Source organism: Corynebacterium vitaeruminis DSM 20294, from assembly GCF_000550805.1.
Taxonomy (GTDB): Bacteria; Actinomycetota; Actinomycetes; order Mycobacteriales; family Mycobacteriaceae; genus Corynebacterium; species Corynebacterium vitaeruminis.
The window spans coordinates 391,528-407,637 of the sequence record NZ_CP004353.1 but is presented as its reverse complement, the minus strand read 5'-3'; the positions used below and the strand labels follow the sequence as shown (position 1 = coordinate 407,637).

The 16,110-nt window shown below is 66.0% G+C and carries 17 protein-coding genes; 7 read left to right on the top strand and 10 right to left on the bottom strand.

Going from position 1 to position 16,110, the window contains the following annotated elements; translation table 11 throughout:
* Window positions 1-17: 17 nt before the first annotated feature.
* Entirely contained in the window at window positions 18-974 is a 957-nt protein-coding gene (locus B843_RS01995; protein ID WP_025251854.1) for a 1,4-dihydroxy-2-naphthoyl-CoA synthase, read from the top strand.
* Here B843_RS01995 and B843_RS13715 read toward each other — a convergent pair.
* A complete protein-coding gene (locus B843_RS13715; protein WP_025251853.1) occupies window positions 971-2,296 on the bottom strand; it encodes a cutinase family protein in 1,326 nt (441 codons plus the stop codon). The genes B843_RS01995 and B843_RS13715 overlap by 4 nt on opposite strands.
* Window positions 2,297-2,385: 89 nt before the next feature.
* On the opposite strand from B843_RS13715, the gene menE reads away from it, so the two are divergent.
* Window positions 2,386-3,513, top strand: coding sequence for an o-succinylbenzoate--CoA ligase (menE, locus tag B843_RS01985; RefSeq protein WP_025251852.1), 1,128 nt, complete (start codon window positions 2,386-2,388; stop codon window positions 3,511-3,513).
* Between the two features lie 8 nt (window positions 3,514-3,521).
* Here menE and B843_RS01980 read toward each other — a convergent pair whose 3' ends face one another.
* Window positions 3,522-3,764, bottom strand: coding sequence for a hypothetical protein (locus tag B843_RS01980; protein ID WP_025251851.1), 243 nt, complete (start codon window positions 3,762-3,764; stop codon window positions 3,522-3,524).
* A 142-nt stretch (window positions 3,765-3,906) separates the two neighbouring features.
* On the opposite strand from B843_RS01980, the gene B843_RS01975 reads away from it, so the two are divergent.
* Complete coding sequence (locus B843_RS01975) at window positions 3,907-5,430, top strand: IS1634 family transposase (RefSeq protein WP_025251850.1); 1,524 nt, start codon at window positions 3,907-3,909, stop codon at window positions 5,428-5,430.
* A gap of 127 nt (window positions 5,431-5,557) precedes the next feature.
* Here the strand turns inward: B843_RS01975 and B843_RS13175 are convergent, their stop codons facing one another.
* A complete protein-coding gene (locus B843_RS13175) occupies window positions 5,558-6,514 on the bottom strand; it encodes an HNH endonuclease (protein ID WP_025251839.1) in 957 nt (318 codons plus the stop codon).
* 144 nt (window positions 6,515-6,658) lie between these two features.
* On the opposite strand from B843_RS13175, the gene B843_RS01965 reads away from it, so the two are divergent.
* The gene (locus tag B843_RS01965; RefSeq protein WP_025251849.1) at window positions 6,659-7,561 is read left to right on the top strand and encodes a 1,4-dihydroxy-2-naphthoate polyprenyltransferase; all 903 of its coding nucleotides are present in this window, start codon (window positions 6,659-6,661) and stop codon (window positions 7,559-7,561) included.
* Between the two features lie 66 nt (window positions 7,562-7,627).
* Here B843_RS01965 and B843_RS01960 read toward each other — a convergent pair whose 3' ends face one another.
* Window positions 7,628-7,948: a DUF4229 domain-containing protein gene (locus tag B843_RS01960; protein ID WP_025251848.1), complete on the bottom strand. Its 321-nt coding sequence runs from the start codon at window positions 7,946-7,948 to the stop codon at window positions 7,628-7,630.
* A 102-nt stretch (window positions 7,949-8,050) separates the two neighbouring features.
* Here B843_RS01960 and B843_RS01955 point away from each other — a divergent pair, with 102 nt between their 5' ends.
* Both B843_RS01955 and B843_RS01950 read left to right on the top strand, forming a co-directional pair.
* Window positions 8,051-8,257 carry a hypothetical protein gene (locus tag B843_RS01955; protein ID WP_025251847.1) on the top strand — a complete coding sequence of 69 codons (207 nt, stop codon included), beginning with the start codon at window positions 8,051-8,053 and terminating at the stop codon, window positions 8,255-8,257.
* A 47-nt stretch (window positions 8,258-8,304) separates the two neighbouring features.
* Window positions 8,305-8,598 carry an ArsR/SmtB family transcription factor gene (locus B843_RS01950; protein ID WP_025251846.1) on the top strand — a complete coding sequence of 98 codons (294 nt, stop codon included), beginning with the start codon at window positions 8,305-8,307 and terminating at the stop codon, window positions 8,596-8,598.
* A 58-nt stretch (window positions 8,599-8,656) separates the two neighbouring features.
* On the opposite strand, the gene ccsB is transcribed toward B843_RS01950, so the two are convergent.
* From ccsB to hemL, 6 genes are all read right to left on the bottom strand, one after another.
* Complete coding sequence (ccsB, locus tag B843_RS01945) at window positions 8,657-9,661, bottom strand: c-type cytochrome biogenesis protein CcsB (protein WP_025251845.1); 1,005 nt, start codon at window positions 9,659-9,661, stop codon at window positions 8,657-8,659.
* A gap of 220 nt (window positions 9,662-9,881) precedes the next feature.
* The gene (locus B843_RS01940; RefSeq protein ID WP_081751611.1) at window positions 9,882-11,438 is read right to left on the bottom strand and encodes a cytochrome c biogenesis protein ResB; all 1,557 of its coding nucleotides are present in this window, start codon (window positions 11,436-11,438) and stop codon (window positions 9,882-9,884) included.
* A gap of 80 nt (window positions 11,439-11,518) precedes the next feature.
* Window positions 11,519-12,331 (bottom strand): cytochrome c biogenesis CcdA family protein, encoded by an 813-nt coding sequence (locus B843_RS01935; protein ID WP_025251843.1) that lies wholly within the window; start codon window positions 12,329-12,331, stop codon window positions 11,519-11,521.
* Entirely contained in the window at window positions 12,328-12,942 is a 615-nt protein-coding gene (locus B843_RS01930) for a TlpA family protein disulfide reductase (protein WP_025251842.1), read from the bottom strand. The genes B843_RS01935 and B843_RS01930 overlap by 4 nt, the downstream gene beginning before the upstream one ends.
* Window positions 12,943-12,946: 4 nt before the next feature.
* Window positions 12,947-13,555, bottom strand: coding sequence for a histidine phosphatase family protein (locus B843_RS01925; RefSeq protein ID WP_025251841.1), 609 nt, complete (start codon window positions 13,553-13,555; stop codon window positions 12,947-12,949).
* 71 nt (window positions 13,556-13,626) lie between these two features.
* Window positions 13,627-14,961, bottom strand: a complete 1,335-nt coding sequence (hemL, locus tag B843_RS01920) for a glutamate-1-semialdehyde 2,1-aminomutase (RefSeq protein ID WP_025251840.1) — start codon at window positions 14,959-14,961, stop codon at window positions 13,627-13,629.
* A gap of 189 nt (window positions 14,962-15,150) precedes the next feature.
* On the opposite strand from hemL, the gene B843_RS13170 reads away from it, so the two are divergent.
* Window positions 15,151-16,107, top strand: a complete 957-nt coding sequence (locus B843_RS13170; RefSeq protein WP_025251839.1) for an HNH endonuclease — start codon at window positions 15,151-15,153, stop codon at window positions 16,105-16,107.
* Window positions 16,108-16,110 lie beyond the last annotated feature (3 nt).

Genomic DNA, 16,110 nt, shown 5'->3' with positions numbered 1-16,110 from the left:
ACGGATACAATGTGGCAATGAGCTATAGCACCGACAACCCGTTCAAGCCCGAGCTATGGAAGCCCGTCCCGGGCTTCGAGGATCTCACCGACATCACCTACCACCGCCTGCGCGGCGATACCCGCGCCGACGGCATCGTGCGCATCGCCTTCGACCGCCCCGAGGTCCGCAACGCCTTCCGCCCGCACACCGTCGACGAGCTCTACCGCGCCCTCGACCACGCCCGCCGCACCCCGGACGTGGGCACGGTGCTGCTCACCGGCAACGGCCCGTCCGTCAAGGACGGCGGCTGGGCGTTTTGCTCCGGCGGCGACCAGCGCATCCGCGGACGCTCCGGCTACCGGTACGCCATCGAGCACGCCCGCGACGACGCCACCGCGGACGCCTCCACCGTCGACGAGGCGCGCACCAAGGTCGAGGGCGGGCGCCTGCACATCCTCGAGGTCCAGCGCCTCATCCGCACCATGCCCAAGGTCGTCATCGCCGTGGTTAACGGCTGGGCCGCCGGCGGCGGGCACTCCCTTCATGTTGTGTGCGATATGACCATCGCCTCGCGTCAGGAGGCTCGCTTCAAGCAGACCGACGCCGACGTCGGCTCCTTCGACGCGGGCTACGGCTCCGCGTACCTGGCGAAGATGGTGGGCCAGAAGTACGCCCGCGAGATCTTCTTCCTAGGCCGCACCTACGACGCCCAGCGCATGTACGAGATGGGCGCGGTCAACGAGGTCGTCGACCACGCCGACCTCGAGGACGCCGCCATCCAGATGGGCCGCGAAATCAACGGCAAGTCCCCCACCGCCCAGCGCATGCTCAAGTTCGCCTTCAACCTGACCGACGACGGCCTCATGGGCCAGCAGGTCTTTGCGGGCGAGGCCACCCGCCTGGCATACATGACCGACGAGGCCGTCGAGGGCAAGAACTCCTTCCTCGAGAAGCGCGACCCGGACTGGTCCGAGTTCCCCTACTACTACTAGAGCTCGAAGTACGCCCACAGCGCCCGCGAGAGCGGGTGCCGGGCGCCGAGCACCCGGTTGGCCACCTCCCACAGCGCGCGCCCCACGAACTGCCCCGGCCCCAGCCGCTGCCCGGCGGGGACGGCGGCCACGCGCGCCTCGGGACGCCCCAGATGGGCGGCGATGTCCTCCGACATGCTGGCCACCAACCAATCGTCCACGCGCACCCCGTCGATCGTGGTGAAGTTCAGGGTCTCGCCGCGGTAGTTGAAGTGGCGATCGAACATGTGCAACGCCTGCGGGACGGAGTCCGCCACCTCGGGCGCGCTCGCGAGCTGCGCGAGGGCCAGGACGGCGTCGAGGTCCGTGCTTCCTGTCCCTGCGACGGGCGCCACCTGGGCGTACCCGCGGCCTGCGAGGTAGCCGAGCAGGTCCTCTACCTCGTGGGCGGTCAGCGTCATCGTGTTGCGCTGCGCCTCGCTCAGCCACGGGGTCGCCGCCGCCTGGCGCAACCCGTCCCCTACCCCGGCCACATCGCCCGCGCCGAGCGCGCGCACCAGCGCCGGGGCCACGGGCGCCACCGCCGCCACGAAGCTGCCGTCCTTGAGCATCGAGTCGAAGGCCACCACCGGGGTCACGTGGTAGGCCGAGCCGTCGGCCTGCATCGCCCACTGCCCCGCCGCCGCGAGCAGACCGTCGGTCGGGGTGTCGCACACCGGGTCCTCGTGGCTGCAGATGCTGCGCACCGCACCGCCGTAGCGGGCGAAGGTACCTTCCGCGCGCGGCCCGGCAAACCCGGCGGTCTCCGGCGGGATCGGACCCCAATTGGTCTCGATTAATTGCGCGCCATCATTATGTCCGCGCCGAGGATCCGACAGCAGGTACGCCGACAGCACCCGCGACGCGTTTTCCGGCGACAGCCCCGCCAGCACGTCGCCAACCACCTGCGCGCCCTGGGAGAACCCCGTGAGCACGAACGCCGCGTCCGGGCACGCGGACCGCACCTCCTTCACGTGGGCGTCGAGCCGCGCCACCCCGTCGGCCTCGGATTCGGCGTAGTTGGGGATCTCAGCCAAGCCCACCTTGTCGTTCGACCCGATGATCCCCACCGAACCCGAGTAGGGCAGCTGCCACGAGCGCACCCCCTCAAAGCGCTCCTCCATGATCCGCGCGTGGTTGGTGCCCGTGGTGAACCCCATCGGGTCGTTCGGGTCATCGGCCGGGTTGGCATCGCCGGAGCCCGCCGCCGTGATCACCTCGACCGCCGGGCACACCTCCTGCGCCTGCGCCGGTGCCGCCACCGTAAGCGAGCCGAGAAGCGAGACGATGACCAGCCGACGCACGATGCCCCCAATTTCATGGAAAATCCTTTTCGTTCCAACTGTAGTGCGGATGAGCGGCCATGGGCGTCGATAAGCGTAATATTTTGCGGGTGCACAAGCTGGAGCCTCACGTCGTCGACCCATCGAACCTCGCGCCCACTCTCGACGTCCTCGAAGAAGCCATCGCTGGCCAGCGCGCCATCGCCCCGCTGCCGATCGACGATCCCGGCCGCGCCCAGCTGCTGAGGCGTAGCCTGCGCGTCGGCGAGGAGATCGAACCCGAGGTCGCGCTCGTCGTGGCCACCTCCGGCTCGACCGGCACGCCGAAGGGCGCCATGCTCACCCCGCTCAACCTAGTCTCCAGCGCGGACGCCACCCACCAGTTCCTAGGCGGCGAGGGCGCGTGGCTTTTGGCAATGCCGCCGCACCACATCGCGGGCATCCAGGTGCTCGTGCGCTCGCTCATCGCGGGCATCGACCCGGCGAGCGTCGACGTCCGCGGCGGCTTCCACGTACCCACCTTCGCCACCGCCGCCGCGCGCCTAGCCGAGGAGGCCGATCGCCGCTACACCTCGCTCACGCCGATGCAGCTGCTCAAGGCGATGGACACCCTCGTCGGCATCGAGGCGCTGCGGCTGTTCGACGCCATCTTGGTTGGCGGCGCACCCCTGCGCGCCGACGATCGCCGCGCCGCCCGCGAGCTGGGCATCCGCGTGGTGAGCACCTACGGTTCCTCGGAGACCTCCGGCGGCTGCGTCTACGACGGCCGACCCATCCCCGGCGCCCGCGTGCGCATCGTCGACGAGCGCATCCACCTGGGCGGCCCCATGATCGCGCGCGGCTACCGCAACGTGCCAAGCGACGCCTTCCGCGACGGCTGGTTTGTCACCAGCGACACCGGCTACCTCGACGGCGGCGTGCTCACGGTCACCGGCCGGCTGGACACGATCATCGACTCCGGCGGGCTCAAGATCCACCCCGAGGTGCTCGAGCGCCGCATGACCGACCTCCCGAGCGTCAAGGCCGCGTGCGTGGTCGGCGTGCCCGACACGCGCCTCGGCCAGGCGATCTGCGCGGTCTACGTGGGCACGGCGCAGCCTACCGACATCATCGAGGCCCTCGACGACCTGCCGCGCTGGCAGCTGCCGAAGCAGATCCTGCGCGTCGATTCGCTCCCGCTCACCGGCCCTGGCAAGGTCGATCGCCGCGCGGTGATTTCGCTTTTCGACGCCACATAGCACCGAACCTACCCGCGCCTCGCGTACGCCTCTACGACTTCCTTTGCCTCGACGAGCCCGGCGCCGGTGTCCTCGCGGTGGGCTTTGATAGCGGCGACGAGCTTGCCCCGATCGGCGATCGCCTTAACGCGGTCGCTGAGGAGTTCCTCCGGCGCGGGCAGCCTGCCCCCGAGCGCGACGACGGCCGCCTCGAGGGCGGCGACGCGGTTTTCGAGGCGGCGGATCCTGGCGTTCGATTGCGAGTTGAACATGGTCGCCGATTATACCTGACTTAGGTCATTTTGGTGTGACATATTAGTCCTTGACGTGTTGACCTGGTGGTTTGTGTTGGTTGGTGGTGGTTTTTCGGCACTAAGGGTGCGGTCGTGGGGGTAGCTGTTAGTGTGATCTTTTATGAGTCCCTATGTCCGTACTGTGAAGACTGCTTCTGGGGCTACCGCTGTGCAAGTTGTTTTTGGTGAGCATGCGGGCAAAAAGACGCTGCGGCATGTCGGATCAGCTCACGATGAGCATGAATTGTCGTTGTTAAAGGCTCAAGCGCAGCGCATCATCGACGGGGACCAGCTGGTCTTAGATCTCCCCTTAGGGGGCTTGGGCACAGCCCTAGGCGGATCCGGTTCGAAGGACAATCCACTCCCGGTGACGGGGCAGAAGGCCGGGTATCTACTTGACTGTATTGACGCGTGTTACCAGCGGCTTGGTTTGGATGTTGCAACCGGTGACGATCAGGTGTTTTTGGATCTAGTCAGGGCTCGGATTATCCAACCCGGATCGAAATTGGACTCGATTGAAACTCTTGCGGAAGTAGGTGTTGCGTCGGCAAGCTACAAAACGATCCAACGCCGACTACCCGGGTACGCGACGGATGATTTCCGGGAAATCCTGTCCCAGTGCTTGGCTCGTCACGCAGGTGTTGGTCGGGGAAGTTTCATTCTCTACGATGTCACGACCTTGTATTTCGAAACTGACACCCCGGATGATCTTCGCAAATCTGGGTACTCCAAAGAACGGCGAGTCGAACCCCAAATCTTGGTCGGGTTGCTCGCCGACCAAACCGGTTTTCCACTGCATATTGGGGCGTTCGAAGGCAACAAAGCAGAAACGCACACGATGCTGCCGATGATTCGAGCTTTCCAGCAGGCCTACAACTTAAACGAGGTCACTGTCGTCGCTGATGCGGGCATGTTTTCTGCTGGTAACAAGCAAGCGATTATCGATGCTGGTCTGGACTATATTTTGTCCACCAAAGTGCCCAACGTGCCTGAGGTTATTGCCTCCTGGGTACGTCAACATCCCGGACTGGAGTACACCCACGGGCAGATCTGGTCACAGCCGTCGTTTTCCGACGGACGTCAAAGCGGTACCCCGAACTCGGTGACGCATTATCACTACTCGTTTGATCGAGCTAGGCGAACCGTCCGTGGGATCGACGAGCAGCTCGCCAAAGCCAAGCGTGCTGTCAACGGTGAGGTAGCCATCAAACGCAATCGCTACGTTGATTTGAAAGCCCCGAACAAACAAGTCAACTTCACACTCGCTGCCAAACACCGGCAGCTAGCAGGAATCAAAGGATACGAAACCACCCTGACCAGCATGTCTGCTTCTGATGTGTTGGGGATGTACCGTCGACTGCTCAACATTGAGCGGTCGTTTCGGATGGCAAAATCAGACCTCCAGGCCAGGCCGATATACGCGCGCAAGCACGACTCCATCAACGCTCACCTCAACATCGTGATGGCTGCACTCGCGATCAGCAAAATGATGGAAAACGCCACAGGGGAAACCATCAAACGACTCGTGAGAACCTTGAAAAAGTACCGGAGTTTCGAACTCACCGTCGCCGGCCGCGCCATCCACGCCGCGACACCGCTACCCGCTGACACCCAAGCCATCGTCACCAAAATCCTCCAACCCTAATTTCGGCACTAATCTGACCTAACTCGGGTTTCGAGGCGGCGGATCCTGGCGTTCGATTGCGAGTTGAACATGGTCGCCGATTATAGGCGCGCGCCTGTAGCCCGCGGGGCGTGATTCGCCTGCGGGTTTAGTGGTAGACGCGGGTGACTTTTCCGTTTTGTCTGGTCAGGTGCCCGTAGCGTGGTGGGGCGTTGGGGTTATCGTCGTTGACACCGTTGTGGTAGTTGCAGCAGGTGGCTAGGTTGCTGCTTGTGGTGTGTCCGCCGTGGTGCCAGGCAACCAGGTGGTGGATCTGGCATTCGTCGGCGGGGGTGGTGCATCCGTCCCAGGCGCAGGTGGGGTTGTCCACTGTGGCGAGGATGCGCTGCTTGGTGTTGGCAAACCGCTGGGTGCGTACGAGGTCGACGGGGCCAGCTACAGGGTGGGTGAGCGCAAACCCCCAGGTTTCGTCCAACTCCATGTTGGCTATTTGGGTGCTGGTGCGGATGACCCCGTCGCTGCAGCAGAAGGTGGTTTCGTCTTTGGTGCCGTCTAGCACTTTCGTGGTGTGGTCTAGGGGGATGACGACGATGGGGCGCAGCACGGTGCTCACCCCACCACGGGTGATGGTGTCGCGGAGGGCGGTTGCGGGGTCGCGGGTGTGTTTGAACGGGTCGTAAAGTTGCGCGATGGTGGCTGCGGGTCCGGTGAACGTCACGGACCAGACCTGGTTTTTGCGTCTGGTGATTCTAGCCCCGGTTTTCGGTGGTGGGGTGGCTGGTAGTAGGGCGCGGCCTGCTGCGTGAATGTGGTCGACGTCGCCTACCATGCGGGCAAGGGTGAGCCGAAAGGTGTGGCGTGCGCCGGTGGGGAGGCGGCGGGCGAGTTTTTCGATGACCTGGATGGTGGCTAGGCCGTGCCCGTTTTCTTCGAGGGCGGCCGCGAGGTGGCCGCGGGTGTAGATGGGGGCGAGGTCTGTGAGTTCGCGGGCGTAGGTGGCTGGTATTCCGCGGGCTGTCAGGCTGGCGACGCTGGCCCCGGTCACGGCGCGCAGGAGGGCGACGGGGTAGGTGAAGGCGGCGGCGAACGCGTCGATCGGATCCATGAGCCTCACGCTACAAACACTCGGCTGCGCGCGCGAGCGTAGCCGAGCACGCCTGTGGATAACCCCACTTTTCGTTGACACGTCACCCCGAGTTATCCACAGGCCAATTTTCGTCCGCGCCCGCGGTGGTGAAAGATGGAAGGCATGTCTTCACCCCTTAAGGATCAGCACACCTACCCCGGCGCCACCTTCGCCCAGTGGCTAGAAGGCGCCCGCCCGCACACGTGGGCCAACGCCTTCGCCCCGGTCATCGCGGGCACCGGCGCGGCGGCCTTCCATGGCGGGTTTAGCTGGTGGCGGGCGCTGCTCGCGGCCTGCGTCGCGTGGGCGCTGATCATCGGCGTGAACTTCGCCAACGACTACTCCGACGGCATCCGCGGCACCGACGAGGACCGCACCGGCCCCCTGCGCCTGACCGGCTCTCGGCTCGTGGAGCCCAAGAAGGTCAAGTACGCGGCCTTCGCCGCCTTCGGGGTCGCAGCGGTCGCGGGCATCGCGGTGTCGCTGGCCAGCTCCTGGTGGCTCATCCTCGTCGGTGCCGCCTGCATCCTCGGCGCGTGGTTCTATACCGGCGGCGAGAATCCCTACGGCTACCGGGGCCTCGGCGAGGTCGCCGTCTTCGTCTTCTTCGGGCTGGTCGCCGTCATGGGCACCCAGTTAACCCAGCTCGGCCGCGTCACGTGGGTGGGGCTGGTCACCGCCGTCGCGGTGGGCGCGATGTCGGCGGGCGTGAACCTCGTCAACAACCTCCGCGACATCCCCACCGACCGCGAGTCGGGCAAGATCACCCTCGCCGTGCGCCTCGGCGACAAGCGGACCCGCAACCTCTACTGCGTGCTCGTGTGCCTGCCGTTCGCCGTCACCGCGCTGCTGGCCACGCAGACGCTGTGGGCGCTGATGGCGCTCGTCGTCGCCCCGCTGCTCTGGCAGGCCGTTCGCCCCGTGGTCTCAGGTGCCCAGGGCCGCGCGCTCATCCCGGTCCTCGGCGGGACCGGCCGGGCGATGGCGCTGTGGTCGGTGGTGACCGCCCTCGCCCTCGCGTTCTAGCTTTCCGACGCCAAAGGCGCGCCACCTTTCGTAGATGAGAGATGGCGCGCCTTTGGCGTCGACAAGCTAGCGGCTAGCGAGCTCCCGCTTGACCCATTCCTTGTGTGCCTTGCGCTGGCTGTCCCACAGGGCGACGGCCTCCGTGGCGCGCAGGCGCAGGCCCTTGAACACGAACATGGACAGCGGCATCGCGACGAGCAGCGCGAGCGTCGCGGAGATGAGCAGCGGCACCGGCGCGTTGATGACCACCGCGATGAGGTGGATGACCGCGGTGAGCACGATGAACAGGCTCAGGCGGGCCAGCCCGTAGAGGGTGACGTTCTTGCGCGCGGCGGCGCGGACGGCCGGGTCGCGCACCGGCTCGGTCGAAGCAGCGTTTTCGTTCACGAAAGATACCCTACTCGCCCGCCACCCCCGTGCGCACTTTCGGCTTACCCCGGTATGCTGGTTCGGGCAATCGTTGTCAACACCATTGAAGGGGTCCTCACCGTGGGAAGGCTCATCCTCCTCCTCTTGCTCATCGCCGCGGCGTGGCTGGTCTGGAAGGCGTTCGGGCCGAGCACGTGGAAGCGTGAGGAGCCGCCGGCGATCAAGGGGGCGGACGACGACGAGGAGTTCCTCTGGGAGCTGAAGAAGCGCAACTTCAAGGAGCGCCGCGCCCAAGGCAACGAGGACACCGAGCGCAACCCGGAATAGCACCCCCGGCTTTCATTTAGCCTAGCCTTACCTATATAGTAGTCGACATGTGTGCGGCGAAACTTAGGCAACCCTTCGACAGCGACAAGGCCGCCGAGCTCTTCAAGGCCCTCGGCGACCCCACCCGCCTGAGTCTCCTCTATCTCGTCGCGGAGACCGACGAGGTCTGCTGCATCGACCTGACCCGCGCGCTGGGGATCTCCGCGCCGACGGTCACCCACCACATGAAGCGGCTCGCGGCGGCCTCGCTGGTCAGCCGCACGAAGAAGGGAAAGTGGGCCTTCTACTCCGTCAACCGGCCCGAATTCGACCGCGTCAACGAGCTCATCGAGGCGCTCTAGGCGCGAAAAAACGGCGGCACGCTTTCGCGTGCCGCCTTCTAGTTTCCGGGTTGGTGCTTTAGTTGAGCCCGGCGTAGGAGTGCAGGCCGGAGACCACCATGTTGATGAAGAACAGGTTGAACACCATCATGCCCATGGCGAGGATGTTGATCCACGCCGCGCGCGAGTCGCGCCAGCCCGCCGTCGCGCGGGCGTGCAGGTAGGCGGCGTAGAGGATCCACGTGATGAAGGAAACGGTCTCCTTCGGGTCCCAGCCCCAGAAGCGGCCCCACGCGGACTCCGCCCAGATGGCGCCCAGCACGATGCCCAGGCCCAGCACCGGCACGGTCACGATCGCGGTGCGGTAGGCGATGGTGTCCAGCGCCTTGGCGGTCGGCAGCGGCTTGGCGATCGCGCCCAGCGGCCCCTTCTCCTTGCCCACCGGCTGGAACATGCGCAGGATGTACAGCAGCGAGGCCACGCCCGAGATGAGCCCGATGGAGGCGCCGGTGGCAACGGTGGTGACGTGGATCGGCAGCCACATGGACTTCAGCGCTGGGACGACCGGGGCGGAGTCGGCGTACAGCTTGGTGCCGCCGAAGAACATGAGCGCGAGGATCGGAACGAGGATCCAGGTCCACATGATGCGAAGGTCTTTGCGCTGCAGGAAGCCCGCCGCGACGGCCATGCAGAACAGCGAGATGACCAACACGTACTCGTAGAGGTTGCCGAACGGAAAGCGTGAGACCGACAGGCCGCGGCTGACGGCGGCCACGAGGTGCACGATAACGCCCAGCCAGATGATGAGCTGAGTCATGTTGGCGAACTTCTCGCGGCTGGCCTCCTTCTCCTCGAGGCTGGCGCGCAGCGCGGACTCCTCGTGGGCCTCCGGCGCCTCGGTCGAGCCGCCGCCGACGGAGACGAGCTCGCCGGTCTTGACCATCTCGAGCTCGCGGGTGATGTCGATGATCGTGCGCGACTTGCTGTAGTAGACAATCGCCAGCACGAGGCCGATGAAGTAAATGACGAACGCCGAGCCGAAGGCGACGTCGGAAAGCGACGCTAGGGTGTTGTTGACATTCATATGCAGACCTAAGGGGAAACTAGAAAAAGAGCCCCCCGCATTTCAGGGGGAACACACGTGGCTTAACGATACTCCAGACTTTGCCCAGCTCCAAGGGCAATTGCCCGCTTATCGACGGCCATGGTTTCGAGCGCAAGGCCCAAAGACACCGCTGAGGGCGTTTTCGGGCCGCGAAATGGTGCACACCGGCTACCCCTTTAGGGAGTCAGCCGGTGCGTTCTTAATCGTCTTCGTCCTCGTCATCGGGATCGGGGAGGCCGAGGATTAGGCGGTGTATGCGCTCGTACTCCTCGCCCCAGCCCGCGCGGTCGGTGCGCGCGAGGCCGCCGGTCTCGACGTAGGTGACGGTGTCGGACACCGGGCGCAGGCGCACCCACACGCGGCGGCGCTTGATCACCAGCGAGCCGACGAGCGAGGCCAGCGCGAACAGCGTGAAGGCCAGCACCCAGTTCTGGGACGGGTTGTGGCTGATCTGGTAGTTCGCGTACTGCTCGGCGCCGTCGAAGGTGATCTTCGTGCCGTCGTCGAGGGTGATCGACTCCCCCGCCATGAGGTTGGTGCGCTCGAGCTTCTGCAGCTGTCCGGAGTGCATGAGCGAGGTGTCCAGCGAGAACAGGCTCTGGCCGATGCCGGTGTCGAGGCCGTTGTCGCCGCGGTAGATGTCGATGGCCACGGCCGGGTCGGTCAGCCCCGGGTAGCTAGAGCTTAGAAGCTCCTGGTTGTCACCGTTCCACTGCGCCGTCGGCGCGAACAGGCCTTGGAGCGCCAGCTGGTGCTGGCGGCGCTCGTAGAGGTCCGGGTACATTCCGGCCGGTGGGTCGAAGCGCATGGCGCCGGAGGAGAGAAAGAAGGTCGGGTCGTCGGGGCGGAACTGGACCGTCTGGGTCCGGGTCTCACCGTTGGGCCAGGTCACGGTGAAGGTGGGCGCGTAGCCGTGGCCCTGGAGGTAGACGCGGTCGCCCGCGATGCGCAGCGGGCTGTTGACCTTGAGCGTGAAGTCGGTCCAGGTGCTGGGGTCATTATTGATGTCGGAGCCCGCGGCGTAGGAGATGTCCGAGCTGAACATGTCCGCCTGGCCGTTGGGCAGGTAGTTGGCCTCGAAGTTGTGTACCTCGAAGCAGAAGGGGCTCAGCCCCGTGCCGTCGAACTTCACGCCGGCCTTGAAGGAGTCGTAGTTGGCGGTGGCGGTGTTGCAGAACTGCGTGTTCATGCCCTCCTTGTCGCTGGCCACGACGATGACCTGGCCCTCGTAGGAGTACATGTGGCCGATCGCGATGGCCACCAGCATGCCGACGAGCCCGAGGTGGAAGGTGAGGTTGAAGAACTCACGCAGGTAGCCGCGCTCCGCGGAGAACGAGCGCGCGCCCGCGCGGTCCTCCTCGGCGGAGTAGTCGGCCACGTGCCACTTCTTCAGCGCCTGGCGGATGTCGGCCTCGACCTCGGCCAGCGGCTTCTCGACGCTTCCCTCCCCGTGCAGCGGCAGGCGGGCGAGGTTCTTCGGCGCGCGCACCGGCTTGGCCTTCATGGCCTGGTAGTGCTCCCACGTGCGCGGGATGATGCAGCCGACGAGCGAGACGAACAGCAGCACGAAGATCGCGGTGAACCAGGTGGAGCTGAAGACGTCGAAGAGCTGGAGCTTGTCGTAGACCTCGGCGAGCTTGCCGTTGTTGGCGATGTACTCGTCGACCTTGGTCTCATTGAGCGAGCGCTGCGGGAGCAGCGCGCCCGGGATCGCTCCCAGGGCCAGGAGGAACAACAGCACCAGGGCCGTGCGCATCGAGGTGAGCCAGTGCCAGGCCTTCTTCACAGCGTTCAGAATAACTTTCACAACGAAACCTTAAAAAGTAGTGTGTGTCCCTAGATGAGGGTCGTCCCGTACTGGACCGTCCACTGGCGAACCCAGTTGATAAACTCCGCCCATAGGCCCGTGACCAGCGACAGGCCGACGAGAATGAGCAGCACCCCGCCGATGATCTGGATGGCGCGCGAGTGCCGGCCGAGGAAGCTCACGCCGCTCATGGCCCGCGCCGAGCCGAGCGCGACGATGAGAAAGGGTAGCCCCAGCCCCAGGCAGTAGCCGATGATGAGCACGACGCCGCGGGCGGCGGTCATGCCCTGCGTGCCCGCCGCGACCGAGATGATCGCCGCGAGCGTGGGGCCGAGGCACGGCGTCCAGCCGAGCGCGAAGACGCCGCCGAGCAGCGGCGCACCCAGCCACGTCGACCAGCGCTTGGGAGCGAAGCGCTTGGTCCCCTGCAGGAACGGCACGGCCCCCATGAACACGAGACCCATGACGATCGTGACCACGCCGCCGACCCGCATGAGCGTCTCCGCGTTGAGCGTCAACGCCGAGATCACCCCGAAGACCGACACGGTGGCCAGGAGGAACACGACCGTGAAGCCGAGGATGAACAGCGCCGCGGCGCCGGCCACCCGCCAGCGTCCCGAGCGGGTCACCTTGGGCCCTTGGTCGCCGTATTCGACCTCCGCGCCGACCACGCCCGCAAGATAGGAGATGTAGCCGGGCACGAGCGGGACGACGCAGGGGCTCGCGAAGGACACCAGCCCCGCCAGCGCCGCCGCGAGCACGCCCAGCAGCAGCGGGCCGGACGCGGCGACGTCGGCCACCTGCTGCCCGAACCCGCTGGCCAGGATCACCGTTTCGCTCATGCGTCGACCAAGGGACCGAGCACGTCGAGGAGGTCCTGCGCGGTGATCTCCCGCAGGAAGACCGCCGCCGGGCGGTGCTGCTTGTCCAGAACGATCGTCGTGGGCACGACCGAGGCCGGGATGCCGCCGAGCGAGGCCGCGGTCCTAAACGGCGGGTCGTAGATGCTCGGGTAGGTGATCCCGTTGTCCTTGACGAAGTCCTGCGAGATCTGCTGGCTGAAGTCGCGGACGTTGATGCCGAGCACGGTGCCGTTGTGCTGGGCGAGATACTCCTGGACCTGCTCGAGGTCGTCGGACTCGCTGCGGCACGGGGCGCACCACTGGCCCCAGGCGTTGAGCACGACAACCTGGTCCTTGTAGTCGTCCAGCGAGATCGTCTTGCCCTCCTCCATGAGCGAGTCGCCCGAGAGGTTGGAGATGGGCTTGCGGTCGGCCTCGTCGTAGAAGATCTCCTGCTTGCCGTCCGGCGAGTAGAACTCGAAGGTGCCGCCGACGGCGACGGCGTCCTTGCCGGCGGTGTTGCTCGAGCCACACGCCGCGAGTCCGAGGCTCACGGCGGCGGCGAGGACGATCGCGGCTCCCGCCTTCGCGGCGGGGCGGATGGAAGGCATGGGTCTAGATCTCCTGCGCGGGTTCTGAGTAGATGTAGTCGATGAGGTCGCGCCCGCGGAACACGAGCGAGCTGACGCTGGCCAGGTCGCACTGGCGCACGGCCGGGTTGTGGGCCAGCGGCTTTCCCTGCACGTGGCGCTGCACGCACACGATGGGAAGCTGGTGGCTGACCAGCACGGCCTCGTGTCCCTTCGCGTCGCGTCGGGCGCGCTCGATGGCCGCCATCATGCGCTCGACGATGTCGTCGTAGTGCTCGCCCCAGCTGGGCAGGGTCGGATTGTACATGAGCGGCCAGCGCACCGGGTTCCACAGCTGGGAGCGCACGCCCTTGACGTGGAGGCCCTCGTAGCGGTTGCCCGCCTCGAGGAGGTCCTCGTCGATGCCGTTGTCGAGCCCGGTCGCCTCGGCGATGGGTGCGGCCGTCTCCTGGGCGCGCTCGAGCGGGGAGCTGCGCAGGATGGCCACGTCGTGGCCCTCGAAGGACGCCGCGGTGGCCTGCGCCATGGCCTGGCCACGCTCGGAGAGGTGGTAGTCCGGCAGGCGCCCGTAGAGGATGCGCTCCGGGTTAAACACCTCGCCGTGGCGCACGAGGTGAACGATGGTGGTGCTCATGGTCCCTTTCTGGGGATCGTCGGTCAATGTGGGCGGGAAGCCGTAGGCGTCGACAAGCAAAGCCTGCTTTATTAAACACCCTCAACCTGTGAAGCGGCGGCTGCGGCCTTCGCGGCGGGCACGAGGGCCTGCTCGATGCGCTCGAAGTCGGCGTCGGTGAGCGCGGAGGAGACGAACCAGGTCTCGAACACGCTGGGCGCGGTGTAGACGCCGTTGTCCAGCAGCGCGTGGAAGAACGGCGGGTAGCGGAAGGTGTCGGCGGCCTTCATGTCCTCGAAGTTGTGCCCCTCGCCCTCGGCGAAACGCACGGAGAAGAAGGTCGCGGCGCGCTGGACGTGGTGGGCCACGCCCTCGCGGGAAAGCGCATCGGAGATGAGCCCGGAGACGCGGTCGGCGTTGGCGCGGATGACGTCGTAGACCTCGGGTGTGGCCAGCTCGAGCGACTTCTTGCCCGCGGCCATGGCGACCGGGTTACCGGACAGGGTGCCCGCCTGGTAGACCGGGCCGACGGGCGCGAGACAGTTCATGATCTCGCGGCGACCACCGAAGGCCGCGGCGGGCAGGCCGCCGGAGATGACCTTGCCGAAGGTGGTCAGGTCGCCCGCGACCTTGTCCACACCGAACCAGCCGTTGTAGGAGGTGCGGAAGCCGGTCATGACCTCGTCGAGGATGAGCAGGGCGCCGTCGGCGTGGGCGATCTCCTTCAGCTGTGCGTTGAAGTCGTTCACCGGGGCCACGGTGCCCATGTTGCCGGCCGCGGCCTCGGCGATGACGCAGGCGATCTGGCCCGGGTTGTCGGCGAACGCCTGGCGCACGGCCTCGATGTCGTTGTAGGGCACGACGATGGTGTCGGCCGCGGATGCGCCGGTCACGCCGGGGGAATCCGGCAGCGCGAAGGTGGCCACGCCGGAGCCAGCGGAGGCCAAAAGCGCGTCCACGTGGCCGTGGTAGCAGCCAGCGAACTTGATGATCTTCGCCCGGCCGGTGTAGCCGCGGGCCAGGCGCACGGCGGACATGGTGGCCTCGGTGCCGGAGTTGACCATGCGCACCTCGTCGACGCTGGTGCGGTCGATGATCATCTCGGCCAGCTCGAGCTCCGCCTCGGTGGGCGCGCCGTAGCTGAGCCCCTTCTCGGCGGCCTTGGCCACGGCCTCGATGATCTCGGGACGGGCGTTGCCCAGCAGCATCGGCCCCCAGGAGCAGACGAGGTCGACGTACTCGTTGCCGTCGACGTCGTAGAGCTTGGAGCCCTTGGCGGACTCGATGAAGCGCGCCTGGCCGCCCACGGAGCCGAACGCGCGCACCGGCGAGTTCACTCCGCCGGGGATGAGTTTCTGGGCGCGCTCGAAAAGCTCGTGGGAACGTTCGACATGGGAGGAGGTGGGCGAAGAAGTCATGCCGACCATTGTAGGGGAACGGCCGTCAAACTTAAGTTGGGCACCACCGATTGTGGGCGGTCGCTGTGTCGCTTGTCGACGGCTAAAGCAGGCGGCCTGTGGATAACTCGTGGTGACGTGTCAACGAAAAGTGGGGTTATCCACAGGCGTGCTCGGCTACGCTCGCGCGCGCAGCCGAGTGTTTGTAGCGTGAGGCTCATGGATCCGATCGACGCGTTCGCCGCCGCCTTCACCTACCCCGTCGCCCTCCTGCGCGCCGTGACCGGGGCCAGCGTCGCCAGCCTGACAGCCCGCGGAATACCAGCCACCTACGCCCGCGAACTCACAGACCTCGCCCCCATCTACACCCGCGGCCACCTCGCGGCCGCCCTCGAAGAAAACGGGCACGGCCTAGCCACCATCCAGGTCATCGAAAAACTCGCCCGCCGCCTCCCCACCGGCGCACGCCACACCTTTCGGCTCACCCTTGCCCGCATGGTAGGCGACGTCGACCACATTCACGCAGCAGGCCGCGCCCTACTACCAGCCACCCCACCACCGAAAACCGGGGCTAGAATCACCAGACGCAAAAACCAGGTCTGGTCCGTGACGTTCACCGGACCCGCAGCCACCATCGCGCAACTTTACGACCCGTTCAAACACACCCGCGACCCCGCAACCGCCCTCCGCGACACCATCACCCGTGGTGGGGTGAGCACCGTGCTGCGCCCCATCGTCGTCATCCCCCTAGACCACACCACGAAAGTGCTAGACGGCACCAAAGACGAAACCACCTTCTGCTGCAGCGACGGGGTCATCCGCACCAGCACCCAAATAGCCAACATGGAGTTGGACGAAACCTGGGGGTTTGCGCTCACCCACCCTGTAGCTGGCCCCGTCGACCTCGTACGCACCCAGCGGTTTGCCAACACCAAGCAGCGCATCCTCGCCACAGTGGACAACCCCACCTGCGCCTGGGACGGATGCACCACCCCCGCCGACGAATGCCAGATCCACCACCTGGTTGCCTGGCACCACGGCGGACACACCACAAGCAGCAACCTAGCCACCTGCTGCAACTACCACAACGGTGTCAACGACGATAACCCCAACGCCCCACCACGCTACGGGCACCTGACCAGACAAAACGGAAAAGTCACCCGCGTCTACCACTAAACC

What these genes read in the sequence shown, in the direction of transcription:
- B843_RS01995 (WP_025251854.1), top strand. Translation starts at nt 18, where the DNA reads ATGAGCTATAGCACCGACAACCCGTTCAAGCCCGAGCTATGGAAGCCC.
- B843_RS01980 (WP_025251851.1), bottom strand. Translation starts at nt 3,764, where the DNA reads ATGTTCAACTCGCAATCGAACGCCAGGATCCGCCGCCTCGAAAACCGC.
- B843_RS01975 (WP_025251850.1), top strand. Translation starts at nt 3,907, where the DNA reads ATGAGTCCCTATGTCCGTACTGTGAAGACTGCTTCTGGGGCTACCGCT.
- B843_RS13175 (WP_025251839.1), bottom strand. Translation starts at nt 6,514, where the DNA reads ATGGATCCGATCGACGCGTTCGCCGCCGCCTTCACCTACCCCGTCGCC.
- B843_RS01965 (WP_025251849.1), top strand. Translation starts at nt 6,659, where the DNA reads ATGTCTTCACCCCTTAAGGATCAGCACACCTACCCCGGCGCCACCTTC.
- B843_RS01950 (WP_025251846.1), top strand. Translation starts at nt 8,305, where the DNA reads ATGTGTGCGGCGAAACTTAGGCAACCCTTCGACAGCGACAAGGCCGCC.
- ccsB (WP_025251845.1), bottom strand. Translation starts at nt 9,661, where the DNA reads ATGAATGTCAACAACACCCTAGCGTCGCTTTCCGACGTCGCCTTCGGC.
- B843_RS01940 (WP_081751611.1), bottom strand. Translation starts at nt 11,438, where the DNA reads ATGCGCACGGCCCTGGTGCTGTTGTTCCTCCTGGCCCTGGGAGCGATC.
- B843_RS01935 (WP_025251843.1), bottom strand. Translation starts at nt 12,331, where the DNA reads ATGAGCGAAACGGTGATCCTGGCCAGCGGGTTCGGGCAGCAGGTGGCC.
- B843_RS01930 (WP_025251842.1), bottom strand. Translation starts at nt 12,942, where the DNA reads ATGCCTTCCATCCGCCCCGCCGCGAAGGCGGGAGCCGCGATCGTCCTC.
- B843_RS01925 (WP_025251841.1), bottom strand. Translation starts at nt 13,555, where the DNA reads ATGAGCACCACCATCGTTCACCTCGTGCGCCACGGCGAGGTGTTTAAC.
- hemL (WP_025251840.1), bottom strand. Translation starts at nt 14,961, where the DNA reads ATGGTCGGCATGACTTCTTCGCCCACCTCCTCCCATGTCGAACGTTCC.
- B843_RS13170 (WP_025251839.1), top strand. Translation starts at nt 15,151, where the DNA reads ATGGATCCGATCGACGCGTTCGCCGCCGCCTTCACCTACCCCGTCGCC.